The sequence below is a fragment of the Vibrio marinisediminis genome, assembly GCF_014050145.1.
GTDB classification, from domain to species: Bacteria; Pseudomonadota; Gammaproteobacteria; order Enterobacterales; family Vibrionaceae; genus Vibrio; species Vibrio marinisediminis.
Map to the genome: position 1 here is coordinate 166,578 of NZ_JACFYF010000006.1, position 24,583 is coordinate 191,160.

General features: G+C 43.4%; 20 protein-coding genes. 10 read left to right on the top strand and 10 right to left on the bottom strand.

What is annotated here, in order from left to right; translation table 11 throughout:
• Positions 1-73 precede the first annotated feature (73 nt).
• The 4 genes from H2O73_RS11860 to H2O73_RS11875 all read right to left on the bottom strand — a co-directional run bounded on the left by H2O73_RS11860 (position 74) and on the right by H2O73_RS11875 (position 2,435).
• The gene (locus H2O73_RS11860) at positions 74-388 is read right to left on the bottom strand and encodes a hypothetical protein (RefSeq protein WP_182109061.1); all 315 of its coding nucleotides are present in this window, start codon (positions 386-388) and stop codon (positions 74-76) included.
• A gap of 407 nt (positions 389-795) precedes the next feature.
• Complete coding sequence (locus tag H2O73_RS11865) at positions 796-1,158, bottom strand: helix-turn-helix domain-containing protein (RefSeq protein ID WP_182109062.1); 363 nt, start codon at positions 1,156-1,158, stop codon at positions 796-798.
• Positions 1,159-1,347: 189 nt separating this feature from the next.
• Positions 1,348-1,737, bottom strand: a complete 390-nt coding sequence (locus tag H2O73_RS11870; RefSeq protein ID WP_182109063.1) for a ribosome recycling factor family protein — start codon at positions 1,735-1,737, stop codon at positions 1,348-1,350.
• A gap of 110 nt (positions 1,738-1,847) precedes the next feature.
• Positions 1,848-2,435 (bottom strand): TfoX/Sxy family DNA transformation protein, encoded by a 588-nt coding sequence (locus H2O73_RS11875; protein WP_182109064.1) that lies wholly within the window; start codon positions 2,433-2,435, stop codon positions 1,848-1,850.
• Positions 2,436-2,794: 359 nt separating this feature from the next.
• Here H2O73_RS11875 and H2O73_RS11880 point away from each other — a divergent pair, with 359 nt between their 5' ends.
• From H2O73_RS11880 to H2O73_RS11900, 5 genes are all read left to right on the top strand, one after another.
• Positions 2,795-3,715, top strand: coding sequence for an HDOD domain-containing protein (locus H2O73_RS11880; protein ID WP_182109065.1), 921 nt, complete (start codon positions 2,795-2,797; stop codon positions 3,713-3,715).
• A gap of 17 nt (positions 3,716-3,732) precedes the next feature.
• A complete protein-coding gene (locus H2O73_RS11885) occupies positions 3,733-4,638 on the top strand; it encodes a LysO family transporter (protein ID WP_182109066.1) in 906 nt (301 codons plus the stop codon).
• A 66-nt stretch (positions 4,639-4,704) separates the two neighbouring features.
• Positions 4,705-5,217, top strand: a complete 513-nt coding sequence (locus H2O73_RS11890) for a hypothetical protein (RefSeq protein ID WP_182109067.1) — start codon at positions 4,705-4,707, stop codon at positions 5,215-5,217.
• Positions 5,218-5,396: 179 nt separating this feature from the next.
• Positions 5,397-7,046, top strand: coding sequence for a pyridoxal-dependent aspartate 1-decarboxylase PanP (gene panP / locus H2O73_RS11895; protein WP_182109068.1), 1,650 nt, complete (start codon positions 5,397-5,399; stop codon positions 7,044-7,046).
• Between the two features lie 285 nt (positions 7,047-7,331).
• Entirely contained in the window at positions 7,332-8,186 is an 855-nt protein-coding gene (locus H2O73_RS11900) for a MurR/RpiR family transcriptional regulator (RefSeq protein ID WP_182109069.1), read from the top strand.
• Positions 8,187-8,209: 23 nt separating this feature from the next.
• Here H2O73_RS11900 and H2O73_RS11905 read toward each other — a convergent pair whose 3' ends face one another.
• On the bottom strand, positions 8,210-9,460 hold the full coding sequence (locus H2O73_RS11905; RefSeq protein WP_182109070.1) for an iron-containing alcohol dehydrogenase: 1,251 nt from the start codon (positions 9,458-9,460) through the stop codon (positions 8,210-8,212).
• Positions 9,461-9,711: 251 nt separating this feature from the next.
• Between H2O73_RS11905 and H2O73_RS11910 the strand changes: the two genes are divergently transcribed.
• On the top strand, positions 9,712-9,975 hold the full coding sequence (locus H2O73_RS11910; RefSeq protein WP_182109071.1) for a GrxA family glutaredoxin: 264 nt from the start codon (positions 9,712-9,714) through the stop codon (positions 9,973-9,975).
• Between the two features lie 214 nt (positions 9,976-10,189).
• Positions 10,190-11,872, top strand: coding sequence for an aspartate:alanine antiporter (locus tag H2O73_RS11915; RefSeq protein WP_182109072.1), 1,683 nt, complete (start codon positions 10,190-10,192; stop codon positions 11,870-11,872).
• An 87-nt stretch (positions 11,873-11,959) separates the two neighbouring features.
• On the opposite strand, the gene metE is transcribed toward H2O73_RS11915, so the two are convergent.
• On the bottom strand, positions 11,960-14,248 hold the full coding sequence (metE, locus tag H2O73_RS11920; protein WP_182109073.1) for a 5-methyltetrahydropteroyltriglutamate--homocysteine S-methyltransferase: 2,289 nt from the start codon (positions 14,246-14,248) through the stop codon (positions 11,960-11,962).
• A gap of 243 nt (positions 14,249-14,491) precedes the next feature.
• Between metE and metR the strand changes: the two genes are divergently transcribed.
• Entirely contained in the window at positions 14,492-15,403 is a 912-nt protein-coding gene (gene metR / locus H2O73_RS11925; RefSeq protein WP_182109074.1) for an HTH-type transcriptional regulator MetR, read from the top strand.
• A 63-nt stretch (positions 15,404-15,466) separates the two neighbouring features.
• Here metR and H2O73_RS11930 read toward each other — a convergent pair whose 3' ends face one another.
• From H2O73_RS11930 to H2O73_RS11940, 3 genes are all read right to left on the bottom strand, one after another.
• Positions 15,467-15,667, bottom strand: a complete 201-nt coding sequence (locus tag H2O73_RS11930) for a DUF4250 domain-containing protein (protein WP_182109075.1) — start codon at positions 15,665-15,667, stop codon at positions 15,467-15,469.
• A gap of 82 nt (positions 15,668-15,749) precedes the next feature.
• A complete protein-coding gene (locus tag H2O73_RS11935; RefSeq protein ID WP_182109076.1) occupies positions 15,750-16,436 on the bottom strand; it encodes an HI_1241 family integral membrane domain in 687 nt (228 codons plus the stop codon).
• 145 nt (positions 16,437-16,581) lie between these two features.
• The gene (locus H2O73_RS11940; RefSeq protein WP_246335905.1) at positions 16,582-19,050 is read right to left on the bottom strand and encodes a sensor domain-containing phosphodiesterase; all 2,469 of its coding nucleotides are present in this window, start codon (positions 19,048-19,050) and stop codon (positions 16,582-16,584) included.
• 250 nt (positions 19,051-19,300) lie between these two features.
• Between H2O73_RS11940 and H2O73_RS11945 the strand changes: the two genes are divergently transcribed.
• Entirely contained in the window at positions 19,301-21,667 is a 2,367-nt protein-coding gene (locus H2O73_RS11945; protein WP_182109077.1) for a YgiQ family radical SAM protein, read from the top strand.
• Between the two features lie 527 nt (positions 21,668-22,194).
• The gene (locus tag H2O73_RS11950) at positions 22,195-23,814 is read left to right on the top strand and encodes a methyl-accepting chemotaxis protein (protein WP_182109078.1); all 1,620 of its coding nucleotides are present in this window, start codon (positions 22,195-22,197) and stop codon (positions 23,812-23,814) included.
• A gap of 97 nt (positions 23,815-23,911) precedes the next feature.
• Here H2O73_RS11950 and H2O73_RS11955 read toward each other — a convergent pair whose 3' ends face one another.
• Positions 23,912-24,487, bottom strand: a complete 576-nt coding sequence (locus H2O73_RS11955) for an HdeD family acid-resistance protein (protein WP_182109079.1) — start codon at positions 24,485-24,487, stop codon at positions 23,912-23,914.
• Positions 24,488-24,583: the final 96 nt, after the last annotated feature.

The following is a 24,583-nucleotide window of genomic DNA, read 5'->3' on the forward strand; positions in this document are numbered from 1 at the left end:
AATAAATCGCTGTTTCGCTGAAAGCCACGCACCACAATCCCTATTGTCTAGATGTATTGCTTACAGATACCATTTAGAGATATTGCATAAGCTCAACTGGTGCTTCGTCCTCCATAATGAACGCGATTCTTAATGACTCATTCGCATTAAAGGCGTCTAACAGAACCGTCTTTCCTTGCATCGCTTCTTCAAGGTTATCTACTTCATACGCCACATGTGCCGTTGTTTTAAGCGCTTCAGGCATAGGGCTATCTTCTAAAAATCTCAACCACTCAATCGAATGTTCGCTGTTGTTAAAATCAGTCGCGTAAAGCCCAATATCTTGATTAAAAGCTTCGCCTTGATGCACATGCTCGGTCGGGATACCAATATGACTAAACTTTCTCATTTCATACTCCTTCGCTTGTGTCTGCTCGTTTCACGTCATAAATATAAGAGCAAAACCCAACCAATTAAGTGACGTTAATCACGCTAAGCAATACGAGAAATTAACAACAAAAACAACAACTTAAAACAAGGCGCTTTCTAAGAGCAGGCAAGTGCAACAGTCGAGCGAGCGGTAAATTTGACAGCAAGTGCAACAGTGGTTTTCTATTTCAGCAAGTAATGATTAAATGATCATGGTCAAGTGCAACAACGATGCGATAACAGAATCGCTCTCCGGCTAAGCAAGTGCAACACGTGATGAAATTCACAATTTCAAACATAATGTTGCCATTCAACTGAGGTGATAACCCCCCTATCATGCTCTTCCCTTTATTGGTGAGTAAGTCAGAAAGAAAAAATTGATAGTAACTAGGGTTCGCTCTGCTGTTGGCAGCAATTGAATAACTGTTCTAATTGCTCAACGGAAAGTTCAGGGTGGTGGTTTGCGACAAATTTTTTGCAGTTCTCTGTACTCAACCCAAGCTTGATAAGTTCAGTGATGAGTTCTTCATATTGATGTTCAATGATTTGCTGATGGAATTTTTTGCGGTAAGCCGCCATTTGCTGCGCTAATTGCGGCTCATAACCATAAGGTCCAGAGTTACGATTAAGCTCTCTACTTACGGTTGAACGATGGATGTGAAGTTGCTTCGCTATCTCAGATTGATTTTTACCCTCTTTTCTCATTGCCCAAATCTGTAATCGTTTTTCTTCCGTGAGTTGTTGATACATAGGAGACTCCCTTAGACAATGGAACATCTTGAGCGTATTTGAATATCTTCTATGAACTTGCCGAGAAAAACCGTGAATAAACAGACAATATGTGACGAAAAAACGTACAGTAGTCATTGTTCAATCAAGCAGCATGATGGGATCGAATGGGGTGTGGTGTGGCAAGATTAACAGCAAATAAACATAGTGTTACAACGTATCATTTTCAAAGCGAGCCAACCTCGCCTGTGAAACAGTACACTGGGTCATTTCCATCATTTCGTTAAGAGTGACATTCGGGTTAGTGGCTAGCAACAATGCTAATTGCTGCTCAATCGTCATCGGAGGTTCAATCTTTTCAAGCGAGAGCGTTAGTTTGCTGATCACAAAATGATGAGTGATCGAGTCTTGGTCCTGAAGTGACCTTCGAAGCGCCTGTAAATTGCTGTAGCTTCCCTTCACTTGCCAGTGACGTGAACGCCGAACACGATTAATAGCACAGCCGTGCTCACAAGCAATCGTACAAAGGGCTTTCGTTTGCTCTCTACCAATACGGTGGATCAAAGAAGGCAGCGGAGCGGTATAAAGTTGGTCTGACATTGCTCAGTCATATTAGGAATTACCGAACTTACTTTACAGTAAGCCAAATAGAAAAAACACCGAGCAATAGACCCGGTGTTCTTAAAATTTTTAGCGAATCTCGTTAAAGATTACGCGCAGTTCAACAATAGTTGACGCTTGCGAGGCTCTTGAATCAATTTCCAATGCACACCTTCAATAGCGCCAGCAAATTTCCACAACAGCTTAACATCAACATCACTGCCATAGGTTTGCTTAACTCGAGAAAATACTTGCGCAGCACCTAGCTCAACAAATGTCTCAACATCTTCGATTCCTGCTTTCTTCACCATGCGTTCTAGCGTTAACTGCATATTTGGCAAATCTCGTAAACGACGATTCGCGGATGAGCGCTTGAACTTACGTTGAGAAACAGAATACTCAATCGATTGTTGTACAAGATAATCTAACTTGTCATCACGTGAGGTGAAAATATCCGTAATATCGTAATAATTTACCGTTGCAGTAGTTTGTTTTTTTACATGACGGTATTTTTCACAACCTAAAGTGCAAAGCTCATCATCTAAGGCATCACCACCACGAATAAATACGCATTCGTTGCTGATTAAGGCAAACATTGCGTCATCTTTGAATAACCCGGTACCACCAAACATAGAACGCTTCTGGAAGTTACCATACTTGCTTACATATTGAATGAACGATTGCTCTGTCATATCCATTGATCCTTCTAATCTTCCCCGATTATTGGTGATCACCAGATTTGCAGCGTTTTTAGCGAAAATTTAATCTCACCGTATTATTGTATAGTATTGAATTACGGCGTTTATTTTGTAGCAATAATGATAGTTAACGAAACGAATTAAGTCTGGTCAAAGTTCACATCAATCGTTTAAAAAATCACGTTTTATGGGATTAAGATCACATCAAATTGGATTCATATAAAAAGAGTGTCAGAAAATTTACTTTACGGTCCAATTAAAATTATTAACTGAAATAGCACTAAGTCTCATTCTTTCATTGCTTGATAGCTCGTATAAACGTTACACTTCTTTGCATAAAATCCATAATAACAACGCTAATGACCCATCTATCTTTTTATTGGTTACCTGAAAACCGCGCTTTAATTGAGAAAGGAATTGAGAGCGAGTTCGCTGCCTTCTTAGAGAGTTCTATTGACTCGGGTAAAATTACCCTTCCTCCAATTCCTGAAGTAGTCACAAAAATCCAAAAACTCTGCTCATCTGATTCGACAACGATCATGGATGTTGCAGACTGTTTGGTAGAAGATCCCGGTTTAACGGCGACCGTAATTCGTGTTGCAAACTCGGTGATTTTTAATCGCCGCAATATTCAGTGTACTGAAGTCATTACCGCTGTCTCTCGCCTTGGTATTGTGCGAGTACGCGATATCGTTACAGCACAAGCCATTGAGCAACTGAAAAATTCGGTCAACCTCTCTAAAGAATGCAATCAAATCTTGCGCCAAAGTGCTCACATTTCAAAAGAGTTGGCAGCAACTATGGTGATGGTGAGCAAAGAATTTAGACAAGCTGATTCAACCGAGTATCAACACTTAAGTTCTGATAAGGCCCTATTAACTGGTTTACTCGCTGACATTGGCTTATTTTGCATCGTAAACGAATACTACCTCTATCTAGAAAACGGCAACTACTTAGACAGTGAATTGGCGCTAAGAATTTTTAACTCTCTCTGCCCTGCAGCCAGTCGCTTAGTGCTGGAAAAATGGGGGTTTGACGCTGACTTTATCGATATTGCCATGAATCAAAACAGCCAACATCTGGATGTAGAAGTGTCATACCTCGATGTTGCTCGTATTGCCAATCACATTTTGATGTTCCGTCGGAAAGATCAGAATATTGATGAGCACACAGTTGAAGTCGACGTGACTGGTGCAGATATTCTGTACAATTTGACCAATTTAAGCGATATTGAATTCCGAGACAAAATACAAGAATTAATCAGAGCAAGCGGGCTATAAGTCCGTCAGGAAGTTGTATGTTTTCAGGGATGTTATTTATCTTTGCCCCGCTAGTAGTGGGGTATTTTATTGCTGTTTCAAACCAAGGTTTACTCGAAAAAATCAATGCTACAACGACCAATCTTATTTATGTCATATTGGCACTAATGGGATTGAGTCTCGCGGCACTCGATAACCTTGGTGATAACCTTCAAACCATATTGTCTTATACCGCAACATTCTTCATTTGTTTGGGTGTCTGTAATATGGCGGTGTTACCTATTGTCGACCGCTTCCTCCCGTTGGAAGTGGATGCGAAGAATACCAACCTCCCCCTCTCCTCAATGGCGATGGAATCATTAAAATTGATTTTGGTTGTGGGTGGCGGTTTAATCATTGGACTGATGCTGCCAATTGATCTCTCATGGGTCGATACAGCCAGTGAGTGGATTCTCTTTATCCTACTCTTTTTCATTGGTATTCAACTGCGTAATAGCGGTCTAACCCTCAAGCAAATCCTAATTAATAAACAAGGAATGTGCATCGCCTCGTTAATCATCGTCAGTTCACTGTTTGGTGGTGCGGTTGCAGCCATGATCCTTGATATCGATATTTATCGTGGTTTCGCCATGGCGTCAGGTTTTGGCTGGTACTCTTTAGCTGGGATTTTGATGGGTGATGCATTTGGCCCCGTTTACGGTGGCGCGTCATTCATGCTAGAACTACTACGAGAACTCGTTGCACTGGTATTAATTCCACTGATTATTCGAACTCGACCATGCACAGCGATTGGCTATGCGGGTGCCACAGCAATGGACTTTACCTTACCAGTCATCCAAACCACAGGTGGCGTGCGCTGTGTACCTGTAGCGATAGTAAGTGGCTTTATTCTCAGTCTGTTAGTGCCCGTATTGATGTTGTTCTTTGTCTCACTTGCGGGCTAGATCGCGGGAATATATTTAAAATTCTCTTAAACTACGCCCACAATTAATAACAATTAGGAAGTTACCATGAAACGTACGTTGCTTGCATTGCTGCTAAGCGCGACTTCTACAGCGGCTTTCGCTGCTGACAATTCTTGCCTATCTGAAAAATACGATGCTTATGTCGAAGCATCAATGCATTGGTATGAAGATTTAGCTCAACTGACGGCAGAACAGTACCCAGAACTCAAAGAAGTCAGCCAGTGGTATTTAGACGGTCGACGTAATCACTTTAACCTAAATGCCGAAGCTGTTAAGTACTACCTTGATAACGACGCCTCTAAAGTCGCGACAGAGAAACCGGTAGAAGGCTGGCTGCAATTAGAGCAAAAAGAGATCAAAACACTGGCTTCACGCACCGACACATTAGGGCTTGCTGCAGCAAAAACCTTTGCTGATCGTCAAAATCAACCGCACCCGAAGAATTATGAGCTCCGCTCTGCTTTCGCTGACCTATTAAGCCATCCAACTAAAATTGACAGCGCTTTAAAACGCTACAACACGTCAATTAGCAAAGTTGAATCCATGACTTGTCCGTAGAAAACCTATGGTTAATTAGCTCACTGCATTAAACACGGCTAATTAACCATCGATTAATCGATTTTTTAATCAACAGCCGAAGTTACAATCTAAGTTTCTTCAATTAAGGCGGGACATTGATTTGTTTTTCGTTTAGATTGTTCCGCTGCAACAAAACATGATAAGAGCAATGTCATTGCATGGTATCGGAACAAAAAACGGCCGACGCTAGCTTCGAGAGTTTACTTCGAATCTTTACCGTCCCAGAAGGCCCAGACTCAACACTTACTCAAATTGAAGACGAACTGTCACGTAACTTAAATAAGTTTTTGCGTGAACATATCGTTGCGGAAGAAAAACCTCTACGAGAAATCGAAAAAGACTTCTCCTCGCCAGTTATACCTGAGCAACCAGAGTTTGTTTCCGATCACACCCAACATTTGCTTGATACGCTTGTGTCGCATTCCGTGCACACATCAGCGCCCAGCTTTATTGGGCACATGACTTCAGCACTTCCCTACTTTTTGATGCCGCTTTCTAAGATCATGATTGCGCTCAATCAGAACTTAGTGAAAATTGAAACATCCAAAGCCTTCACGCCTCTTGAGCGTCAAGTGCTAGGTATGTTGCACCGCCTTATTTATGCTCAGAATGACAAGTTCTATAGTCAGTGGATGCACAGCGCAAACCACTCACTAGGCGCATTTTGTTCTGGCGGCACGATTGCCAACATTACCGCTCTTTGGGTAGCGCGTAATAATGCCCTTCGCCCACAAAACGGGTTCCGTGGTGTAGAAAAAGAAGGCCTATTCAAAGCCATGAAGCATTATGGTTATGAAGGCATGGCGATTCTAGTATCTGAACGCGGTCACTATTCGCTTAAGAAAGCAGCTGACGTATTGGGCTTAGGTCAAGACGGTTTAGTCGCAGTGAAAACTGACAGTAATAACCGCATTTGTCCTGAAAGCTTACAAAGCAAAATTCAAGAGCTTAAAGCAAAAAGCATCAAGCCTTTTGCTGTTGTTGGTGTGGCGGGTACTACCGAGACTGGTAACATTGACCCACTGGCTGAAATTGCGGCTATTTGCCAGCAAGAAAACTGCCATTTCCACGTTGATGCGGCATGGGGTGGCGCGACTCTGATGTCAAACAACCATCGCCACCTATTAAATGGTATTGAGTTAGCCGACTCTGTCACGATTGACGCACATAAGCAGCTTTATATCCCTATGGGTGCGGGCATGGTGTTGTTCAAAGATCCAAGTGCCATGAAGTCGATTGAGCATCACGCTCAATATATTCTACGTAAGGGCTCTAAAGATCTCGGCAGCCATACCTTAGAAGGTTCTCGTTCAGGAATGGCGATGCTGGTTTATGCTTCAATGCACATCATCAGTCGCCCTGGCTACGAGTTATTAATTGACCAAAGCATTAAAAAAGCGGCTTACTTTGCCAATTTGATCAAACAGCAAAGTGACTTTGAGTTAGTTTCTGAACCTGAATTGTGTCTACTGACCTATCGTTACGTTCCTGAAAATGTTCGTCAGGCTGTTGCTGTGGCATCTGAAGCACAACGCGCTGATATGAATAAGCTACTCAATGACTTGACCAAGTTCGTGCAAAAGCGTCAACGTGAAAACGGTCGCTCGTTTGTATCACGAACTCGATTGAATCCAATTCAGAACGGTAGTTTGAACACCATTGTTTTCCGTGTGGTATTGGCTAATCCGCTTTCAAGTTGCGAGATTCTACAGAGTGTATTGGAAGAGCAGCGAGAAATCGCACAAACTGACGCGCCAACTCTGTTAACAAAAATCAACCAACTTGCAGACAAAATATTGGCAAACTGAAATTTTATTTCTTATTTAATGTAATTTGTTATCAATAGCGCTGGGATTCCCGACAGATCGCGCCATATTCAATAAAATTTTTGTAGTTTTCATAAAATTTTGTTTGATGCCTGTCATATTCTAGCCAATTGGTCCGTATAAAAATTACTGTAATACTTAAGGTTAGGTTTATACTGGGTCAACGGCGCTATCGAGCGTTTCTTGTTCTTGAAACCCTTAACCATATTTGGTTAAGAATACAAAACGCTCGCTCAGTGAGTTGTTCTCTATACCCTTGTGAACACTATGAATACATTAGAAAAAATACAGAAAAACCTAGAAAATTTCAGTAAGTCGGAACGTAAGGTCGCGGAAGTGATCATGGCGTCGCCACAGACTGCAATTCATTCTAGCATTGCTACGCTAGCCAAAATGGCAGATGTAAGTGAGCCTACTGTTAACCGTTTTTGTCGTCGCTTGGACACCAAAGGTTTTCCGGATTTCAAACTGCACCTTGCGCAGAGCCTTGCCAATGGAACACCTTACGTAAACCGTAATGTTGAAGAAGACGATGGTCCAGACGCATACAGCCATAAGATTTTTGAATCAACAATGGCGTGTTTGGATGTAGCGAAAAACAGCTTAGACCCAATGCAAGTAAACCGAGCTGTGGATTTGCTTACCCAAGCAAAACGCATTTCATTCTTTGGTTTAGGTGCATCTTCTGCAGTGGCAAAAGACGCGCAAAACAAATTTATTCGCTTTAATATTCCGATTACCTGCTTCGAAGATATCGTTATGCAGCGTATGAGTTGCATTAACAGTTCTGACAATGACGTGATCGTTTTGATTTCTCATACCGGCAGAACAAAGAGTCAGGTTGAAATTGCTAACCTTGCACGTGAGAACGGTGCAACCGTGATTGCCATTACAGCAAAAGACTCTCCATTGGATAAAGCCAGCTCTTTGACTATATCGCTTGATGTACCAGAAGATACTGACGTTTACATGCCAATGGCTAGCCGTGTTGTTCAAATGACAGTGATCGATGTATTAGCAACTGGCTTTACGCTACGTCGCGGTACTGGTTTCCGTGAAAACCTTCGTCGTGTAAAAGACGCGCTGAAAGATTCACGTTACGATAAATTGTCACACTTCTAAAAAGAGGCCGAACGGCCTCTTTTTCATGTCTGTTGGGATGCTGGCAGACCGCTTTGATCCGATTGTGATACCAATGACACTTTGGTCTGGTTTTCAAAAACCGACTCTTTTTCACAGCTTCCATTACACTGGCATACCTGCTGCAAAATAAACATCAACCTCTCTTTGGTTAGCGGTAGAGGGTTCCCCTTAATCGCCACTGATTTAAGTGCATCATCCACGACCTGTTCAAAGGATGTCTTACAGACGCCAAACTCATTTAAATCTGGTAGTTTAAGTTTCTCAAGCATCATGTTGGTCCATAACACCGCATCGTCACGACTCGCATTTGCTCGTCCCGTCAATAACTGCGCCATCTTGCGATACCTTGCTAATACATCAGCCCTACCCGCTTTCTTCGCTGCTCGGATGTTTTCTTGCATCACAAACGGGGCAAGCCGGGCAGTGATCACACTGTGTGGCGCTGCCAGTTTTCCGCCTAATGCAGAAGCCAAACCATGCGCGGCACCTAATTTAGCGTTGGTAATCGCCATTCCGCCAAGCATGGCAGCGAAAGAGAGATCCGATCGCGCACGGTAATTATCATTCAAACAACCAGGCAACACAGATTCACTTAATCGGCGCAGCCCCTCTTCACAAATCATATCGGTAATTGGGTTGGGCTCACCACAAACATACGCTTCCATTAAATGGGTAAACGCGTCCATGGCGCCTCGACCAGAAGTATAAGCGTCAGTGCCATAGGTGAGTGTCGGGTCGACAATCGCCACATCAGCTAACATTTCAGGACTACGCAAACTGACTTTGACTTTATCTTGCCCAGAACGAAGCACGGCGTTACGCGTAACTTCAGAGCCCGTACTTGCGGTTGTCGGAATAGCAATAAACGGAATGGGTTTGGTTTTCAACGGAACATTACGCCCAACGACTTCAACGTAATCATACACATCACCTTGGTTTGGGATAATTGCAGCAAGAGCTTTGCCCATATCGATAACGCTGCCACCACCAATGGCAATAACCAAGTCTGGTTTGAATTTACGCCCATTTAAAGCGGTTTCTTCCACCATAGTAATATTGGGTTCACCACAGATAGCGACATGCTGGTAACGCATGCCCTGCATTTTAATGTATTGAATAATCGGCGAAGCACGCTCGGTGTTTTTGCCCGATACGAGCAACACGCTATAGCCAAATTGATTAATGACGGAGAGAGACGATTGAAGCGCACCTTCACCAAAAATGATGCGCGTGGAGGTCATAAATTGGAACATACCAAACACACTCCTTATGCAAATTAGTAAGCTCAATCTAGCTTGCCTTGTGCCAACAAAAATTAAATTGACCTACCCCGCTTTGTTGCAATTAACCTCATATAAAATATGGTTTTCGCGATTCTGCTCGATTGTTTTGTTCATTTTTTTAGCGATAGATTTTTCCTATTGAATCAAGAGGTCATTGCCACTTTATTTTCGCCAAAGTTTGCGGCATAGTGGCAACTATCAAATTTAAGGAGAAAGATTCTATGTTCGTAGTTATTTTCGGTCGCCCAGCGTGCCCTTACTGTGTTCGTGCTAAAGAGCATGCAGAAACGCTTAAAGAAAAACGTGACGATTTCAACTACCGCTATGTTGATATCCAGGCAGAAGGTATCTCTAAAGCTGACTTAGAGAAAACTGTTGGTAAACCTGTTGAAACCGTTCCACAGATCTTCATCGATCAAGAACACATCGGTGGTTGTGACGAATTCGAAGCATACGCGAAAGAGAATCTTGGTCTTTTTGACTAATCTACACCGCATATATTTTAAGAAAACCGCTGCTTTCAGCGGTTTTTTTATATCTGCCATATAGTTACAGCACTTCAATAGATTCTTTTAGTGTGATTAAAAATAATAGTAGTTTCTGCTTATATTTTTTTATTATTCAGTTACAATTTGACGAACTTAACCTCATGCTCAGAACGCTGAGTATTAGGCTGGCATTGAAACAAGAACTGCCCCTGTGAATATTGACGTTGTACTGCTGCTTAAACAAAACCCTATTCTTCTCATCTTTGTGGTGTTAGCGATTGGTCTTGCCATCGGTAAAATTCGCTTCGGTAACCTACAACTTGGCAATTCCATCGGTGTACTTATTACCGCTTTAGTAATGGGTCATCTTGGATTCACCTTCAATCCTGATGCTCTTACCATTGGTTTTATGCTGTTTATCTACTGTGTGGGTATTGAAGCTGGACCAAACTTCTTTGGTATCTTCTTCCGCGATGGTAAGCACTATTTCATTTTGAGCCTAGTAGTGCTCGCAACTGCGCTGTTTATCACCCACTTCTGTAGCCAGTGGATGGGGCTCGATTTCGGTTTAGCCGCAGGTATGATGGCGGGTGCGTTAACCTCAACACCTGTGTTGGTGGGTGCACAAGATGCTCTCAATTCAGGGCTTGCCACTGTGCCACGTAACATGGATTTTGGACTTGTTCTAGAGAACTTATCGGTGGGTTATGCCATGGCGTACCTCATTGGTTTGATAAGCATGATCATGTTCGCCAAACTACTGCCTAAACTACAAAAAGAGAACCTTTCTGATTCTGCACAGCAAATTGCGCAAGAGCGCGGACTTGGCAGCTCAGGGCAACGTAAAGTCTACTTACCCATTATTCGCGCCTATCGCGTTGGACCAGAGTTGATTGATTGGACCGATGGCAAAAACCTACGTGAACTGGGTATCTACCGTCAAACCGGTTGCTATATAGAACGAATTCGTCGTGGTGGCATTTTGGCACACCCTGACGGGGATGCGATTTTACAAGAAGGTGATGAAATTGCGCTAGTTGGCTTCCCAGACAGCCATGCACGTCTTGACCCAAGTTTCCGCAACGGTAAAGAGGTGTTTGACCGCAACTTACTCGACCTACGTATTGTCGAAGAAGAGATCGTTGTAAAAAGTGACTCTATCGCTGGTAAGCGATTGTCAGATCTCAACCTTTCAGAATACGGTTGTTTCTTGAACCGTGTTGTTCGAGCGCAAATCGAAATGCCAATGGATCTCGATATTGTGCTCGCCAAAGGTGATGTACTGCAAGTCAGTGGTGAGAAAAGCCGTGTGCATGGTCTTGCGGAAAAAATTGGTTTTATCTCGATTCATAGCCAAATGGCAGACTTACTGGCATTTTGTAGCTTCTTCATTCTTGGGGTGTTGTTTGGCTTGATCACCATGACATTTGGTCAAGTCTCCTTTGGTTTAGGTAATGCGGTTGGTCTGCTTCTGTCTGGGATTATGTTGGGCTTTTTACGAGCTAACCACCCTACTTTTGGCTACGTGCCACAAGGGGCATTAAACATGGTCAAAGACCTAGGTTTGATGTTCTTCATGGTTGGGATCGGGCTAAGTGCCGGTGGCAAAATGTTTGATCATCTCGCGCAAGTTGGTCCTCAGGTGATTGGGCTTGCTTTCTTAGTCAGTGTTGTCCCTGTTGTGCTTGCCTATCTAGTTGGCGCTTATGTGCTAAAGATGAACCGTGCGCTGTTATTTGGTGCCATAATCGGTGCTCGTACTTGTGGTCCGGCGATGGATATCGTGAACGAATACGCGAAATCAACTATTCCAGCCTTAGGCTATGCTGGCACCTACGCCATTGCCAATATTTTGATGACCCTTGGCGGTACAATACTGATTATTCTCAGTTAATTTGAATGAAAAAATCCCCACTCTTTTGTGGGGATTTTGCATTTAGAGTAAGTCATCGGCGACTGACTTTACGTCTCTTTACGATATTTACGCTTTAGCAAACTCTTTACGCAGTTTCTTGGTTGCCAATACCATGTTCGCCAGCGAGGCTTCCGTTTCTTCCCAGTTGCGCGTTTTCAAGCCACAATCTGGGTTAATCCATAGACGTTCAGCAGGAATTTTCGTTGCAGCCGTATTGATTAAGCCTTCAATCCACTCTTGAGTAGGAATATTCGGTGAGTGGATATCGTAAACACCCGGTCCAATCTCATTTGGGTAATTAAATTCCTCAAACGCTTTCAGCAGTTCCATATTAGAACGTGATGTTTCAATGGTGATCACGTCAGCGTCCAATGCCGCAACAGATTCAATGATCTCGTTAAATTCTGAGTAACACATGTGAGTGTGAATTTGAGTTTCTGGCTTAGCGCTCGCCGCTGAAATCTTAAAGGCATCCACCGCCCACTCTAAGTACGCTTTGTGGTCACGTTTTTTCAGTGGTAAGCCTTCACGAATGGCCGGCTCATCAATTTGAATAATGTTGATACCCGCATCTTGTAAGTCTGAAACCTCATCACGCAGCGCTAACGCAAGCTGGTTGGCAATCTCTTTACGTGTGATATCTTCACGCGGGAACGTCCAACACAGAATCGTCACAGGACCTGTTAGCATACCTTTCATTTGTTTTGTCGTTAGTGACTGAGCGTAAGTCGACCATTCAACTGTCATTGGCTGTTCGCGTTCAATGTCTGCGACAACAATTGCCGGTTTTACGCAACGTGAGCCATAGCTTTGTACCCAACCAAACTTGGTCGTTTGGAAACCCGCTAGGTTTTCGGCGAAGTACTCCACCATGTCGTTACGTTCTGCTTCACCATGCACCAACACATCTAAATCTAGAGCTTCTTGGCGTTTCACCGCATCTTCGATATGCCCTTTTAACGCCGTTTCATACTCTGCTTTATTCAACTTACCAGTACGATAAGCGCTACGCTGCAGGCGAATTTCACTGGTTTGAGGAAACGAACCTATGGTCGTAGTTGGAAACAGTGGCAAACCTAACACCTCAGCTTGATGAGCTGCACGCTCTTTGTAAGGAGCGCTTCGCTCAGCCAATGCTTTTGTAATGCCGCTTAAACGTTGTTGAACCTGCGGTTTATTAACGTGAGTGGCACTCTTTCTTGCTTGAATAGGAGCGCTGTAAGTGTCACATGCCAAGATGGCCTCTTGGTTCCCATCTAGCGCTTTACCTAGTAGTGCCACTTCGGTTACTTTCTGTTTAGCAAAAGCAAACCAACTTCTTACTTCTTCACTTAAGGCTGGTTCAAGTTCCAAATCAACGGGGCTATGCAGCAACGAGCACGAACTGCCTACCCAAAGGTTATCACCCAGTTTTTCTTTAACCGGCTCAAGCAGCGCCAATTGTTTAGAAAGATCCGCTCGCCATACATTACGGCCATTAACCACACCAGCAGACAGAACCCAATCTTGAGGCAGCTTTTCGACAATGGCATTGAGTTGTTCAGGTGCCGCGGAAAGATCGACATGTAAACCGTCAACATTTAGCTCAACAATTCGATCTAACGTCTCTTCAACAGAGTCAAAGTAAGTGGTAAGCAGCACTTTTACATCACTGCGGATCACTTGATAAGCAAGTTTAAATGAGTCCAGCCAGCTATTTTCAAGCTCAAGTCCTAAGATTGGTTCATCGATTTGTACCCACTCAACACCTTGCTTAGCCAATTTCGCCAAAATCGCTTGGTATGCCGTAAGTAGACGAGGCAGCAGAGTAAGGCGATCAAACCCTTCTTCGACTTCTTTGCCAAGGTATAGATAGCTCAATGGACCCAGCAAAACTGGTTTGACGTTATGCCCCGCTTTTACCGCTTCGTTCACTTCTTCGAACAGTTGCGGCCAGCTGACCTCAAAAGAATCATCTTTGCTAAATTCAGGAACAATGTAGTGGTAGTTGGTATTGAACCACTTTGTCATGTCAGAAGCCGCGCTGCCTGCACAACCGCAGGTTGCTTGAGATTGACCACGACCAACTCGAAATAGCGTATCAAGATCCGGAAAACCATTGCGGTGGCGCTTTGGCACATGCCCAAGCAGTAATGTTGTAGTAAGAACATGATCGTACCAAGCAAAGTCACCCGCTGAAACAAAACTCAACTCAACATCCGATTGTGTTCGCCAATTTTCTGCACGTAGATCCACACCCACTTGCTTTAGTTCTTTTTGTTCAATTTCACCACGCCAGTATTTCTCAAGCGCAAATTTCAGTTCACGCTTCTCACCAATTCGTGGATAGCCAAGTATGTGTGTTGTTGTCGTCATAGTCCCTAGTCCCTGTGCTGATTAATTTAGTCGAACGATAAGATGTCCGGATGGCTAAAATATCTCGTTATTCGTCACTATGAACAACATCCAATTATTCAACTTGTTTATTAGAAAATTTCATAATCAGACAGTCAGGATGTTAGATGCCTTGCAAACAAAGACGTCTAGACGTTTACAAATGGCGCAATAGTCGATAGGTTAATAATATTCATACAAAGGAATGTGGGATGAAAACAACTCATGATAGAGCTTAAACATCTACGAACGCTAACTTCATTGCGAGATACTGGCTCTCTTACGGCTACAGCCACGGCATTGCATTTAACTCAATCCGCGCTTTCTCACCAAATCAAAGACTTGGAATCCCGTTTAGGCGGGCAACTGTTCTTACGCAAAACCAGACCGGTCAGATTTACCTCAGAAGGTGAAATTCTATTGCGCCTAGCGGACGACTTATTACCCCGCCTAGCAAAAGCAGAAAATGAACTGGCTAGCCTAAAAGAAGACGTCAATGGGCGGCTACACATGGCGATAGAATGTCATTCCTGCTTTCAGTGGCTAATGCCTGCTCTAAAGGAGTACCAAGTCACTTGGCCCAGTGTGACGTTGGATTTCTCGTCAGGTTTTGGCTTTGAGCCACTCCCCGCACTAATGAGCGGAGAACTGGATTTAGTGATCACCTCCGATATTCTCCCTCGCTCAGAGGTTCACTTTGAACCACTGTTTGATTTTGAAATGCGGCTCATTACTGCGGTTAACCACCCACTTGCTGACAAAAGCACAATACAGCCAGAAGATTTAGCCGACCAAACCATGATTTCATACCCAGTACAAAAACAGCGTTTAGACGTAGTGAAACATTTCCTTCAACCCGCAGGAATAGAACCTGCAAAATGGAAACAATGTGACAATACACTGATGCTCGTACAAATGGTCTCTGCGGGGTTGGGCGTTGCGGCTCTACCTAATTGGGCGATCAGCGAATTTTCACGCCAAGGGCTGATCAGTAGCGTACCTTTAGGCGAAGGCTTGTGGCGTCGTTTATTTGCAGCAACGCGCAACTCGGAGAAAGACAAACGATACTTACAGGCTTTTTTCTCTACCGCAAAACTGCAGTGCAAAAGCCATTTAGAAGGTATAAAACTGGCATAAAAAAGCCCCTTTACCCAATCAAAGTAGGTAAAGGGGCTCTAGATTCTCTACTGGTGCCAATGCTTAACGCTGATACGCTTTAAACTGATTCGTTAGCGGGTCGTATTGGTAACCTACGACATCAAGTTTTGCGACGACTTGTTCTACGTCCATTTCGTACATGCTAACCAATTCGTCAAAGCTGTCACATTCTAAGCGAAGCTTCTCGTTGACGATGCCTAAAAGAATGATGCTATCTAGGCTGCGTACATTGCTCAGATCCATATCTCCACTCCTAACTTAAGTCGGCTTACTTAAAGCCTAGCTCTCATTAAGTAAATTAACAGTGAAGAAGATCGAATTACACCTAACTCATGACACTAAAAATAGGCTGAGCAAACAATGCTGCACTGAGCAACATCAGCAAGGTCAAGCTCAATTGCGCCTTAGTCGCTGGCTTAGCCACAAACAGATGTACGCACCAAATCAGAGCAGCAGCAAGCATCAGTCCCAATGAGGAAACAATTGGCATCATGATGCTTTGTAATTGTGCCTCTGGTAGTCCATACACACTCCACAATACTGTCAAGCTCGCCAGCATTGCTGACACTACACCCGTGATAGGTAAAATCCGTTGGAATGCTTGTAAGCGAGAGCGGGCAATAATCAGCAATAACTGGCTAAAACAAGCGCCCAGTAAAAAGACCTGCATGACCACATTGGCACCTGCGGCTGCGGTCGGTTGCTCACCAATCATAATGCCTACGTATGCAAGCGCTAAACCATTGGCAAGATAAAGCACCCATAATGGTCCACGCTCACGCGTTTTATTGGTTTGGACTTGAGAGTAGAAATACACCAGTGCCGCCGCCACCATAAATGCTTGGATCTTTAGTGATGCCACAGCAAGCCACAAAATCGCCAGTGTCGGTAGCATTTTGTGGACACGACCACGCTGACCAGGGCAAATTTCACCCTTCACAAGCACTAGCGTTAATACAATCTGGGCACCCAGTAATAACGGGGCAATGACGGCTAACAATTGCTGAACCATGGAATATCTGTTCTGTTTTATTTAAGTGGAAGCGGATAATAACAAACTTACTAAAACCAAGTAAGCGCAACAAACACCGTATAGAAAAAATTATGCTCTATCCTTTGTTATACGGTGTTCGAATCAGGTGTTTAAAAACTATCTCTTAACTATCAGCAAGATATTTTATTACTGAGAACGACTCAACTAAGCCTTTGTAATGACCTTTTTCATCCACCAGCAACCAAGGAAAAGGCTCGGTGGTCGCAAGATGTCTTACCTCATTAAGGTCGGTCAAATAGCTCAAAGTACACTTAACTGGTTTCATCATGCGGTTAACACTCTTACTCCAATTACCCTGCTCTTTGCTGCTTTCTAGATCGGTACCCATATTGGGTGTCATGTGTAAATTGACCGCCGCTCGGTCAACCACTCCCACACATTGCTTTTTATCGATCACTGGCAAAATGTCACTATGGCTATCCTCAAAATACTGATAAGCCAGTGACAACGGATCTCCGGGATCTAGATATTTTAATTGCAAATTCGCTAAGCGGATGATCGAATGACTCGGTTCAACAAAACCGTTTTCTGGCAATTGTCCGTAGTCGTTTTGCGTAATAATTTGTTCAAGCTGTTGTGGCGGTGCAATGTAGTTCCCTTGAACATATTCGACACCCAATTGAGACACAGCTTGCCATTCTTGCTCAGAATCAACGCCTTCAGCTACCACTGTTAACCCGAGTTTATGGCTCAATTGAATCAGCGTATCGATCAAAACGTATTCACGACTATTTGGTTGTACATTGGCAATAAACTGGCGATTTATTTTTAGTACGTCGATCAAAGGATCCTTTAAATAACCAAATGACGCGTAACCCGTACCAAATCCATCAACAGCAATACTGACGCCCGCTTCTCTGAGAAGCTGGATGATTTGTCGGTTCTTTTCTTTACCCAACAGGAATGCCACATTGGTGCATTCAATAGTCAATTTATCTGGGGAGACATCGGCTTTATCGAGCGCTAAAGACAATTTTTTCAACTCTTCGTAAACATCGTCATCGTCGCTAAATGAACGATTGATCGATAATTCAACATGGTCACCGAACTTTTGACTCAGTAACTTAAATTGATTCAGTGCCAAACCAGTGACCCAAGCATCCAAACGTGTATGCTGATTAATATCTTGTGCGATAGCGATATATTCTGGCGTTTTAACCTCTTCACCTTCCAAAGGTGGGATATGACACAATGCTTCAAATCGTTCTATTCGTCGTGCTTTGAGGTCAAAAATCGGTTGAAAGCGCACTTCAACATCGCCATTATCCAATGCTTGCAGTAAATGGGTCTCTAAGCGCTTCTTTCGCTCAATTTGATGGTGAATCTCGCGCTCATAAAACACCATCGTACGCCGATCTCCCGGCTGCAATTCTAATAACGTCTGACAAGCGTGAGAAACCAGTCTTCGAGGCGTATCCGCATCAACACCATAAATAGATACGCCCACTTTGCCGGTTTTAACTTGGGTATGTAAAACCTCACCGCCTTGCTTAAAGCATTGAAAGAACAAGCCTAACGTTTTGGCAATATCGCGAATGGGTTCATTAGGTGATTCCACCACAATAGGCAAAGCGGCTAAAAACCGACCGCCATCCATATACCCACAGCAAACCGCATTAGTGTGCGCTTTCAAGTACTGCGCAAATTGGCGCTTCAAATTTGTGACATTGTCACTCGACAGGTTGGGCTGCATCGCAACAACCAAAAGGTTGTTTGCACTCTCCTTGATCTCGCACTGACGCTCCAAATCATTAATAAAGCGCTCGCTGACTGGCAGTTGCGTAAGTAAATCAACACCACCACAATTGATATCTTCTATCCGGTCGAGGTGTGACGATAAATCAGAATAGAAACCAAGATAATAGTGCTTGCCATTGCTTAGTGAGATCGATTGTATGGTCAAGTTTTGCGGAAACACTTCACCATTAGCATGGCGAGATAACAACACCCCACTCCAATAACCAGCGTCATTAAGTGCATCCCACAACTGTTGGAAATAGTGTTCATCATGCTGTGATGAATTAAATATATGAGTTTTAAGACCGACGATCTCATGCCTTAAATAGCCACTCATCGATTCAAATTTATAGTTGCAAGCCAAGATGCGTGTTTCCGCATCCGTCACCACGATGCCTTGATGTTGGTTTTCAAATATCGAATAGAACAACTCTGCGGCTTCCGTTGCTCCCGGTACAATCATGCACGGAGACACACTGCCTTTAAGCTGCTGATCGCCATGGCGAGAAATGGAAAGCTCTACATAAGCGAATAAAGCATTTGGTATCAGTAAGCAACAGTGGCAATAGACCTCTTGATCGGAAACCAGCGCTTTTCGAAATGCAGCTTTAATCGTCTTTTTTTGTTGGCGGGGAACGAGCTTTAAGAACTCGTTGACCGGTAATGAATCAAAAGATTGGGCAAAAAACAGTTGCTGAACATCATGATCACATGAAAACTCTTGTGTCGCTAAGTTGATCTCCCAATCATAAACTAAGTATTTCGGCTTTTTCTCTTCCATGCCTGATTCTGTATTAGCCAAATGACTCATCACATCATTCATTGTTGTACTCATCCGTTAATTACTTATATCAGTTTAACCTAATCAACCACTCTACAGCGTTAGTGGTGTAGCAAATCAAATAAAATTAAGTAGATGACAAAATTATCAGGTTAAATTTGGCGCAATTACAGCCAATGGTTCCCCAAGTTCAGCACCAATAAACTAGGATTACAAAACAACTGGGCATCTTGACATCACTTGGCTATAGATAGATGCGATTCAAGCCGCTATAATTCGCGCTCACTGGACCTAAGAGCAAAATATGTACAACGACATCACTCCAATTCACGAGCATAAAAAGTACTGGGCGGAATGCTTTGGTACCGCGCCTTTTTTACCGACTAGCCGCAAGGAAATGGATGCCCTCGGATGGGACAGTTGTGACATCATCATCGTAACCGGTGATGCCTACGTCGATCACCCAAGCTTTGGTATGGCGATTATTGGACGCTTACTTGAATCACAGGGTTTTCGCGTTGGTATTATTGCTCAGCCAGATTGGAATACCAAAGATGCCTTTATGGCATTAGGTAAACCAAACCTATTTTTTGGCATTACCGCAGGCAACATGGACTCAATGATCAACCGTTACACGGCTGACCGTAAATTGCGCCATGATGACGCCTACACCCCGAACAATGAAGGTGGCAAACGCCCTGATCGCGCAACACTGGTTTACTCGCAACGCTGCCGTGAAGCGTATAAAGGTGTGCCTGTCGTCCTTGGTGGTATCGAAGCCAGCTTGCGCCGCCTAGCCCACTATGATTACTGGTCAGATAAAGTTCGTCGCTCGGTTTTGTTTGATGCTAAAGCAGATATTCTGCTGTTTGGTAACGCCGAACGCGCACTTATTGAATTAGCTCATCGCCTATCTGATGGTGAAGACATTTCAACACTGACCAATATTCGTGGTACCGCGGTTAACCTTGCCCAAGCGCCACAAGGTTTTAATGTCATCGACTCATCTCGTATCGAGAAGCCACGTAAAGAGGCATTCATTCCGCCAAACCCATACGCGGTTGAAGAACAGTGTGACACCAATGCTGATAAAAATGCAGAAACCAAAGTAGAAGCACAGCCGATTACGATTCGCCCATCTCGTCATGATGCGCAAACCAGTGCGGTACGCTTGCCTCCTTTTGAAAAGCTAAACAACGACCGTATTTTATACGCACATGCCAGCCGTGTGATGCACCTAGAGACCAACCCGTACTCTGGCCGTGCCCTTATTCAACGCCACGGTGACCGTGAACTTTGGATTAACCAACCGCCAATCCCTCTTACCACAGAAGAGATGGACTTTGTATTTGGTTTACCATTTGCACGTGTACCTCACCCTATGTATGGCAAAGCAAAAATCCCAGCGTATGACATGATCAAAACCTCGGTGAATATCATGCGTGGTTGTTTTGGTGGTTGTTCATTCTGCTCAATAACCGAACACGAAGGTCGTATTATTCAAAACCGTTCTCAAGAATCTATTTTGAGCGAGCTTGAAGAGATCCGCGATAAAGTTCCTGGCTTCACGGGCACGATTTCAGATCTCGGTGGACCAACAGCGAACATGTATCGCTTGGGCTGTAGCGATCCAAAAGCGGAAGCAAATTGTCGTCGTCCATCGTGTGTATTCCCAGGAATTTGTAATAAGCTCAATACCGACCACAAACACACTATTGATCTTTACCGCGCTGCACGCCAAGTGAAGGGCGTGAAAAAGGTGATGATTGCTTCAGGTGTCCGTTACGATCTGGCGATTGAGTCACCAGAATATGTTCGTGAACTCGTCACGCACCATGTTGGCGGTTATTTAAAGATTGCACCAGAACATACTGAAAAAGCACCACTCGACTTAATGATGAAGCCGGGCATGGGAACTTATGACCGCTTCAAAGAGATGTTCGAAAAATACAGTGCAGAAGCTGGTAAAAAGCAGTACCTCATCCCTTACTTTATATCGGCGCACCCGGGCGCAGAAGATGAAGACATGCTGAACTTAGCGCTTTGGCTTAAGAAGAACAATTTCGAGTGTGACCAAGTACAGAACTTCTACCCATCACCAATGTGTAATGCCACCTCAATGTATTACTCAGAAACGAACCCACTCAAGCGTGTTAAATATAAGCAACGTGAAGTAGTTCCGGTCGCCAAAGGTGAGCGTCAGCGTCGCTTGCATAAAGCGCTGCTTCGCTATCATGATCCTGCTAACTGGAAAATCATCCGTGAAGCACTGATTGATATGGGTAAAAAACACCTTATTGGTGATAAACCAAACTGCTTGGTACCCGCAGATGATCTTAGCGTACAGACTCCGGCACAGCGCCGTAAATCTGGTCGTCATGGTTCTCAACGATTTGCAACTAAGCACACTAAGAACCAGCCTGGTTTTGGTGACCAAAGCCAAGCAAGACGCGGTGAAAACAGCAAAAACCAAAACGGCTCTGGATCATCAAACACTGGTAAAGGTGGCTTTATTAAACCGAAACAGCGTGGCGGTGAACAAACTGGTCAAAGCAAAAACGGAAACACCAATGGTGCTGGCAAATCTCGCAACCAATCAGGTAACCGTGGTAATCAGCAAGGTAACCAACAAAATGGTCAAGCAGGTAACCGCAAACCTAAACGCCGTTAAACGACATCGCTAATCTATATCAATAAGGCTGAGCAAATATGCTCGGCCTTTTTTCAGCTTTAATCATTACCATCACCATTGGTAATTGGCAGTTATTATTCCCTTCATCCCATTGTTCATCACATCCGATTCAAAATGCAATGTTACGCTATCGTTTGAAATAAGTTAATTTATCAACGCGCTCATTGTATACCATTCGAAAAACTACTTACTGTTACCGACCTTATCGAAACAAATTAAATTAACTTTAGTTGTAGGCACTCATTACACAGCTTTCTCCAATAAGATCACAAAAACAGCCACCACCCTCTTATCTTACTGAATATTTTATAAATCAAAGCTAAGTTTCAACGAAGACTTCTTAGCGATTAAGGCGAAACTCACCCAATAGTATGACCAAATCCTACAGATTCAAATGTAACCAATGTATGAATTATATTTTATGACATGTAACATTTGTGTTTTAAAATAAATTGTTAAAGTAGCGCCAATTTAAAATAATTTAACAACGTTAGAATCGGCCAATAATGAAACTTAGTAACTTAAAAATTCGATACAAGCTTGCCTCAATTGTCATCTTATCTATATTTCTTATCACTTTGTCATGCGTGTTTAATTTGCTGCAACAGAAAAGTAGCTCACTACAAGAACGTAAAGATAAGTTGAGTGCTCAAGTAGAAACGGCGGCGACTCTTGTACAATACTACTATGAGAAACGTGATGTTTTGGGCAATGACCTAGCCCAACAACAAGCCTTGCAAGCTATTCAGAGTTTGCGCTATGACAGCAGCAACTATTTTTGGATTTTGAACCAGCAATTACAAGTTGTGATGCATCCACTCAAAACAAACCTAAACGGCAAACAAGCAGACAATTTTAAAGACGGTGCCGGAAAGTTCCATTGGCGAGAAATGGTTGCTATCTCCAAGAAACCTGAGCAAAAAGGATTCTTAGACTACCAATGGAAAAGCCCACAAGGTGAGCTAAAGGATAAAGTCTCTTATGTACAACTTGTTCCTGAGTGGGGTTGGATTATTGGCTCGGGTATATTAGTGGCTGACATTCAAGACACCTTCTATGACCTAGCGATTAAACAAGCGATAGTCGCCACTGTTTTTTCCGGGCTACTTTTTGCGATGGGCTTTGCTATCTCAAACAATATTATTGCACCACTAGATAAACTTACTCGTAACACCCAAAAGATTGCACAAGGTGACCTTCGCTCGCGAATGAATATGTTGCGTAAAGATGAACTTGGAAAAGTCAGTGCACAAATAGATAACATGCTCAATAAACTGCAAGACACACTAAGTACCGCGCACCACTCTGCTTTACACTCAAGCAGCATGGCAAGCCACATTGCACAAGCAAGTGAAGAAGCCGCCACCAGTGTAAACTCACAACATGCCCAACTAGAATTACTTTCTGCCGCCATGACTGAGATGAGTACAACCATCGCAGATGTCGCCACTAACGCAGAAAATACCTCAACAAGCACGCATAAAGTCGTCGAACACGCACACCTCAACGATCACACAATGAAGCGCACTTCATTGGCTATCTCTGAAGTCTCTCAAAATACTTCAACCGCCAATGAGCTGATCAAAGAGCTGCAAAACGGTGTGAATGAAATCAGTAATGTGGTCAATGTGATCAGCGATATCTCTGATCAAACCAACCTACTCGCACTCAATGCCGCCATAGAAGCAGCACGAGCTGGAGAGCAAGGACGTGGATTTGCGGTTGTGGCAGAAGAGGTACGTAACTTAGCGAGCCGCACTCAAAACTCAACAGATGAAGTTCAACACACGATTGAAAAACTCACCGAGCAAGCGGATAAAACCTTTACCGCGATGCAATCTAGCTACGAAAAGGTAAGTCAGAGTGTGCAAGCCTCTGATGAGACTCGAGCTCAACTCAATGTCATCGTCACCGAAATGCAAAAAGCGAATGATATGGTGGCACAAATTGCAGCCGCATCAGAGCAACAGAGTACCGTCGCAACTGAGATGAACCAAAATGTTGCCAGTGTTCATTTGTCAGCCAATGAGATCTTGCAAGCATCACAATCGTTGGCGACTGATAGCCAAGAAATGGCGCACTCAGCAGAGCATCTAAGCGAACAACTCAAATACTTTAAGGTGTAATTCTCACTGATAAATTAAACAACACTAAAACGTCATGGCTTATAAGCAATAGCCCCCAAAGACACAACCTTTGGGGGCTATTTTGTAATCCTATCCGTTACTCAACGGCTTTTTTCATCTGTAATCCAAGGAAGATAAAGCTGATACCTTCAATAAGTAATGAAACGCCTACGAACGTACCCAGTAACGAAAGAGAGAAAGAAGGGTCTTCTAACAGTGTGAAGAAGTAGCCACCGATAAGCAGTGAAACTAACCCACTGATAATAATCCAAATACTACCGGGTAATGAACGACTACGGAAACCGAAGATCATCCGCGTTGCACCATTAAACATCATCACCACAACCATCAACATCGTCATTGTAATCAAGCCAGCAAATGGATTGAACAAGATAAAGAGACCACCAATAATGTAAAGCAATGCGCTTAACACGTACCACGTTTTCTCTTTCCACACTTTGATGCTGAATGTATGGTATGCCTGAACTAAACCGCTAAACAGGAATAGTCCGCCAACGATCGTGGTAATTGTGACACCAGCAACGACAGGAAGGCTTAGCGCTCCCAAGCCCGCAATTGAGATGAGAACCCCCACTATCGCAAACCATTTCCAACCTTTAGAAAGCAATGTTTGAGCTGCTGCTTGAGTCGTTTCTTGTTGTGTATCGCTCATAGTGATTTCCTAACATAGTCTTATTCATCTGATAGATACAATTTACGCTTCTAAGCACTTACGACAACTGTCGAATGCAAAACTATAAATTCCATT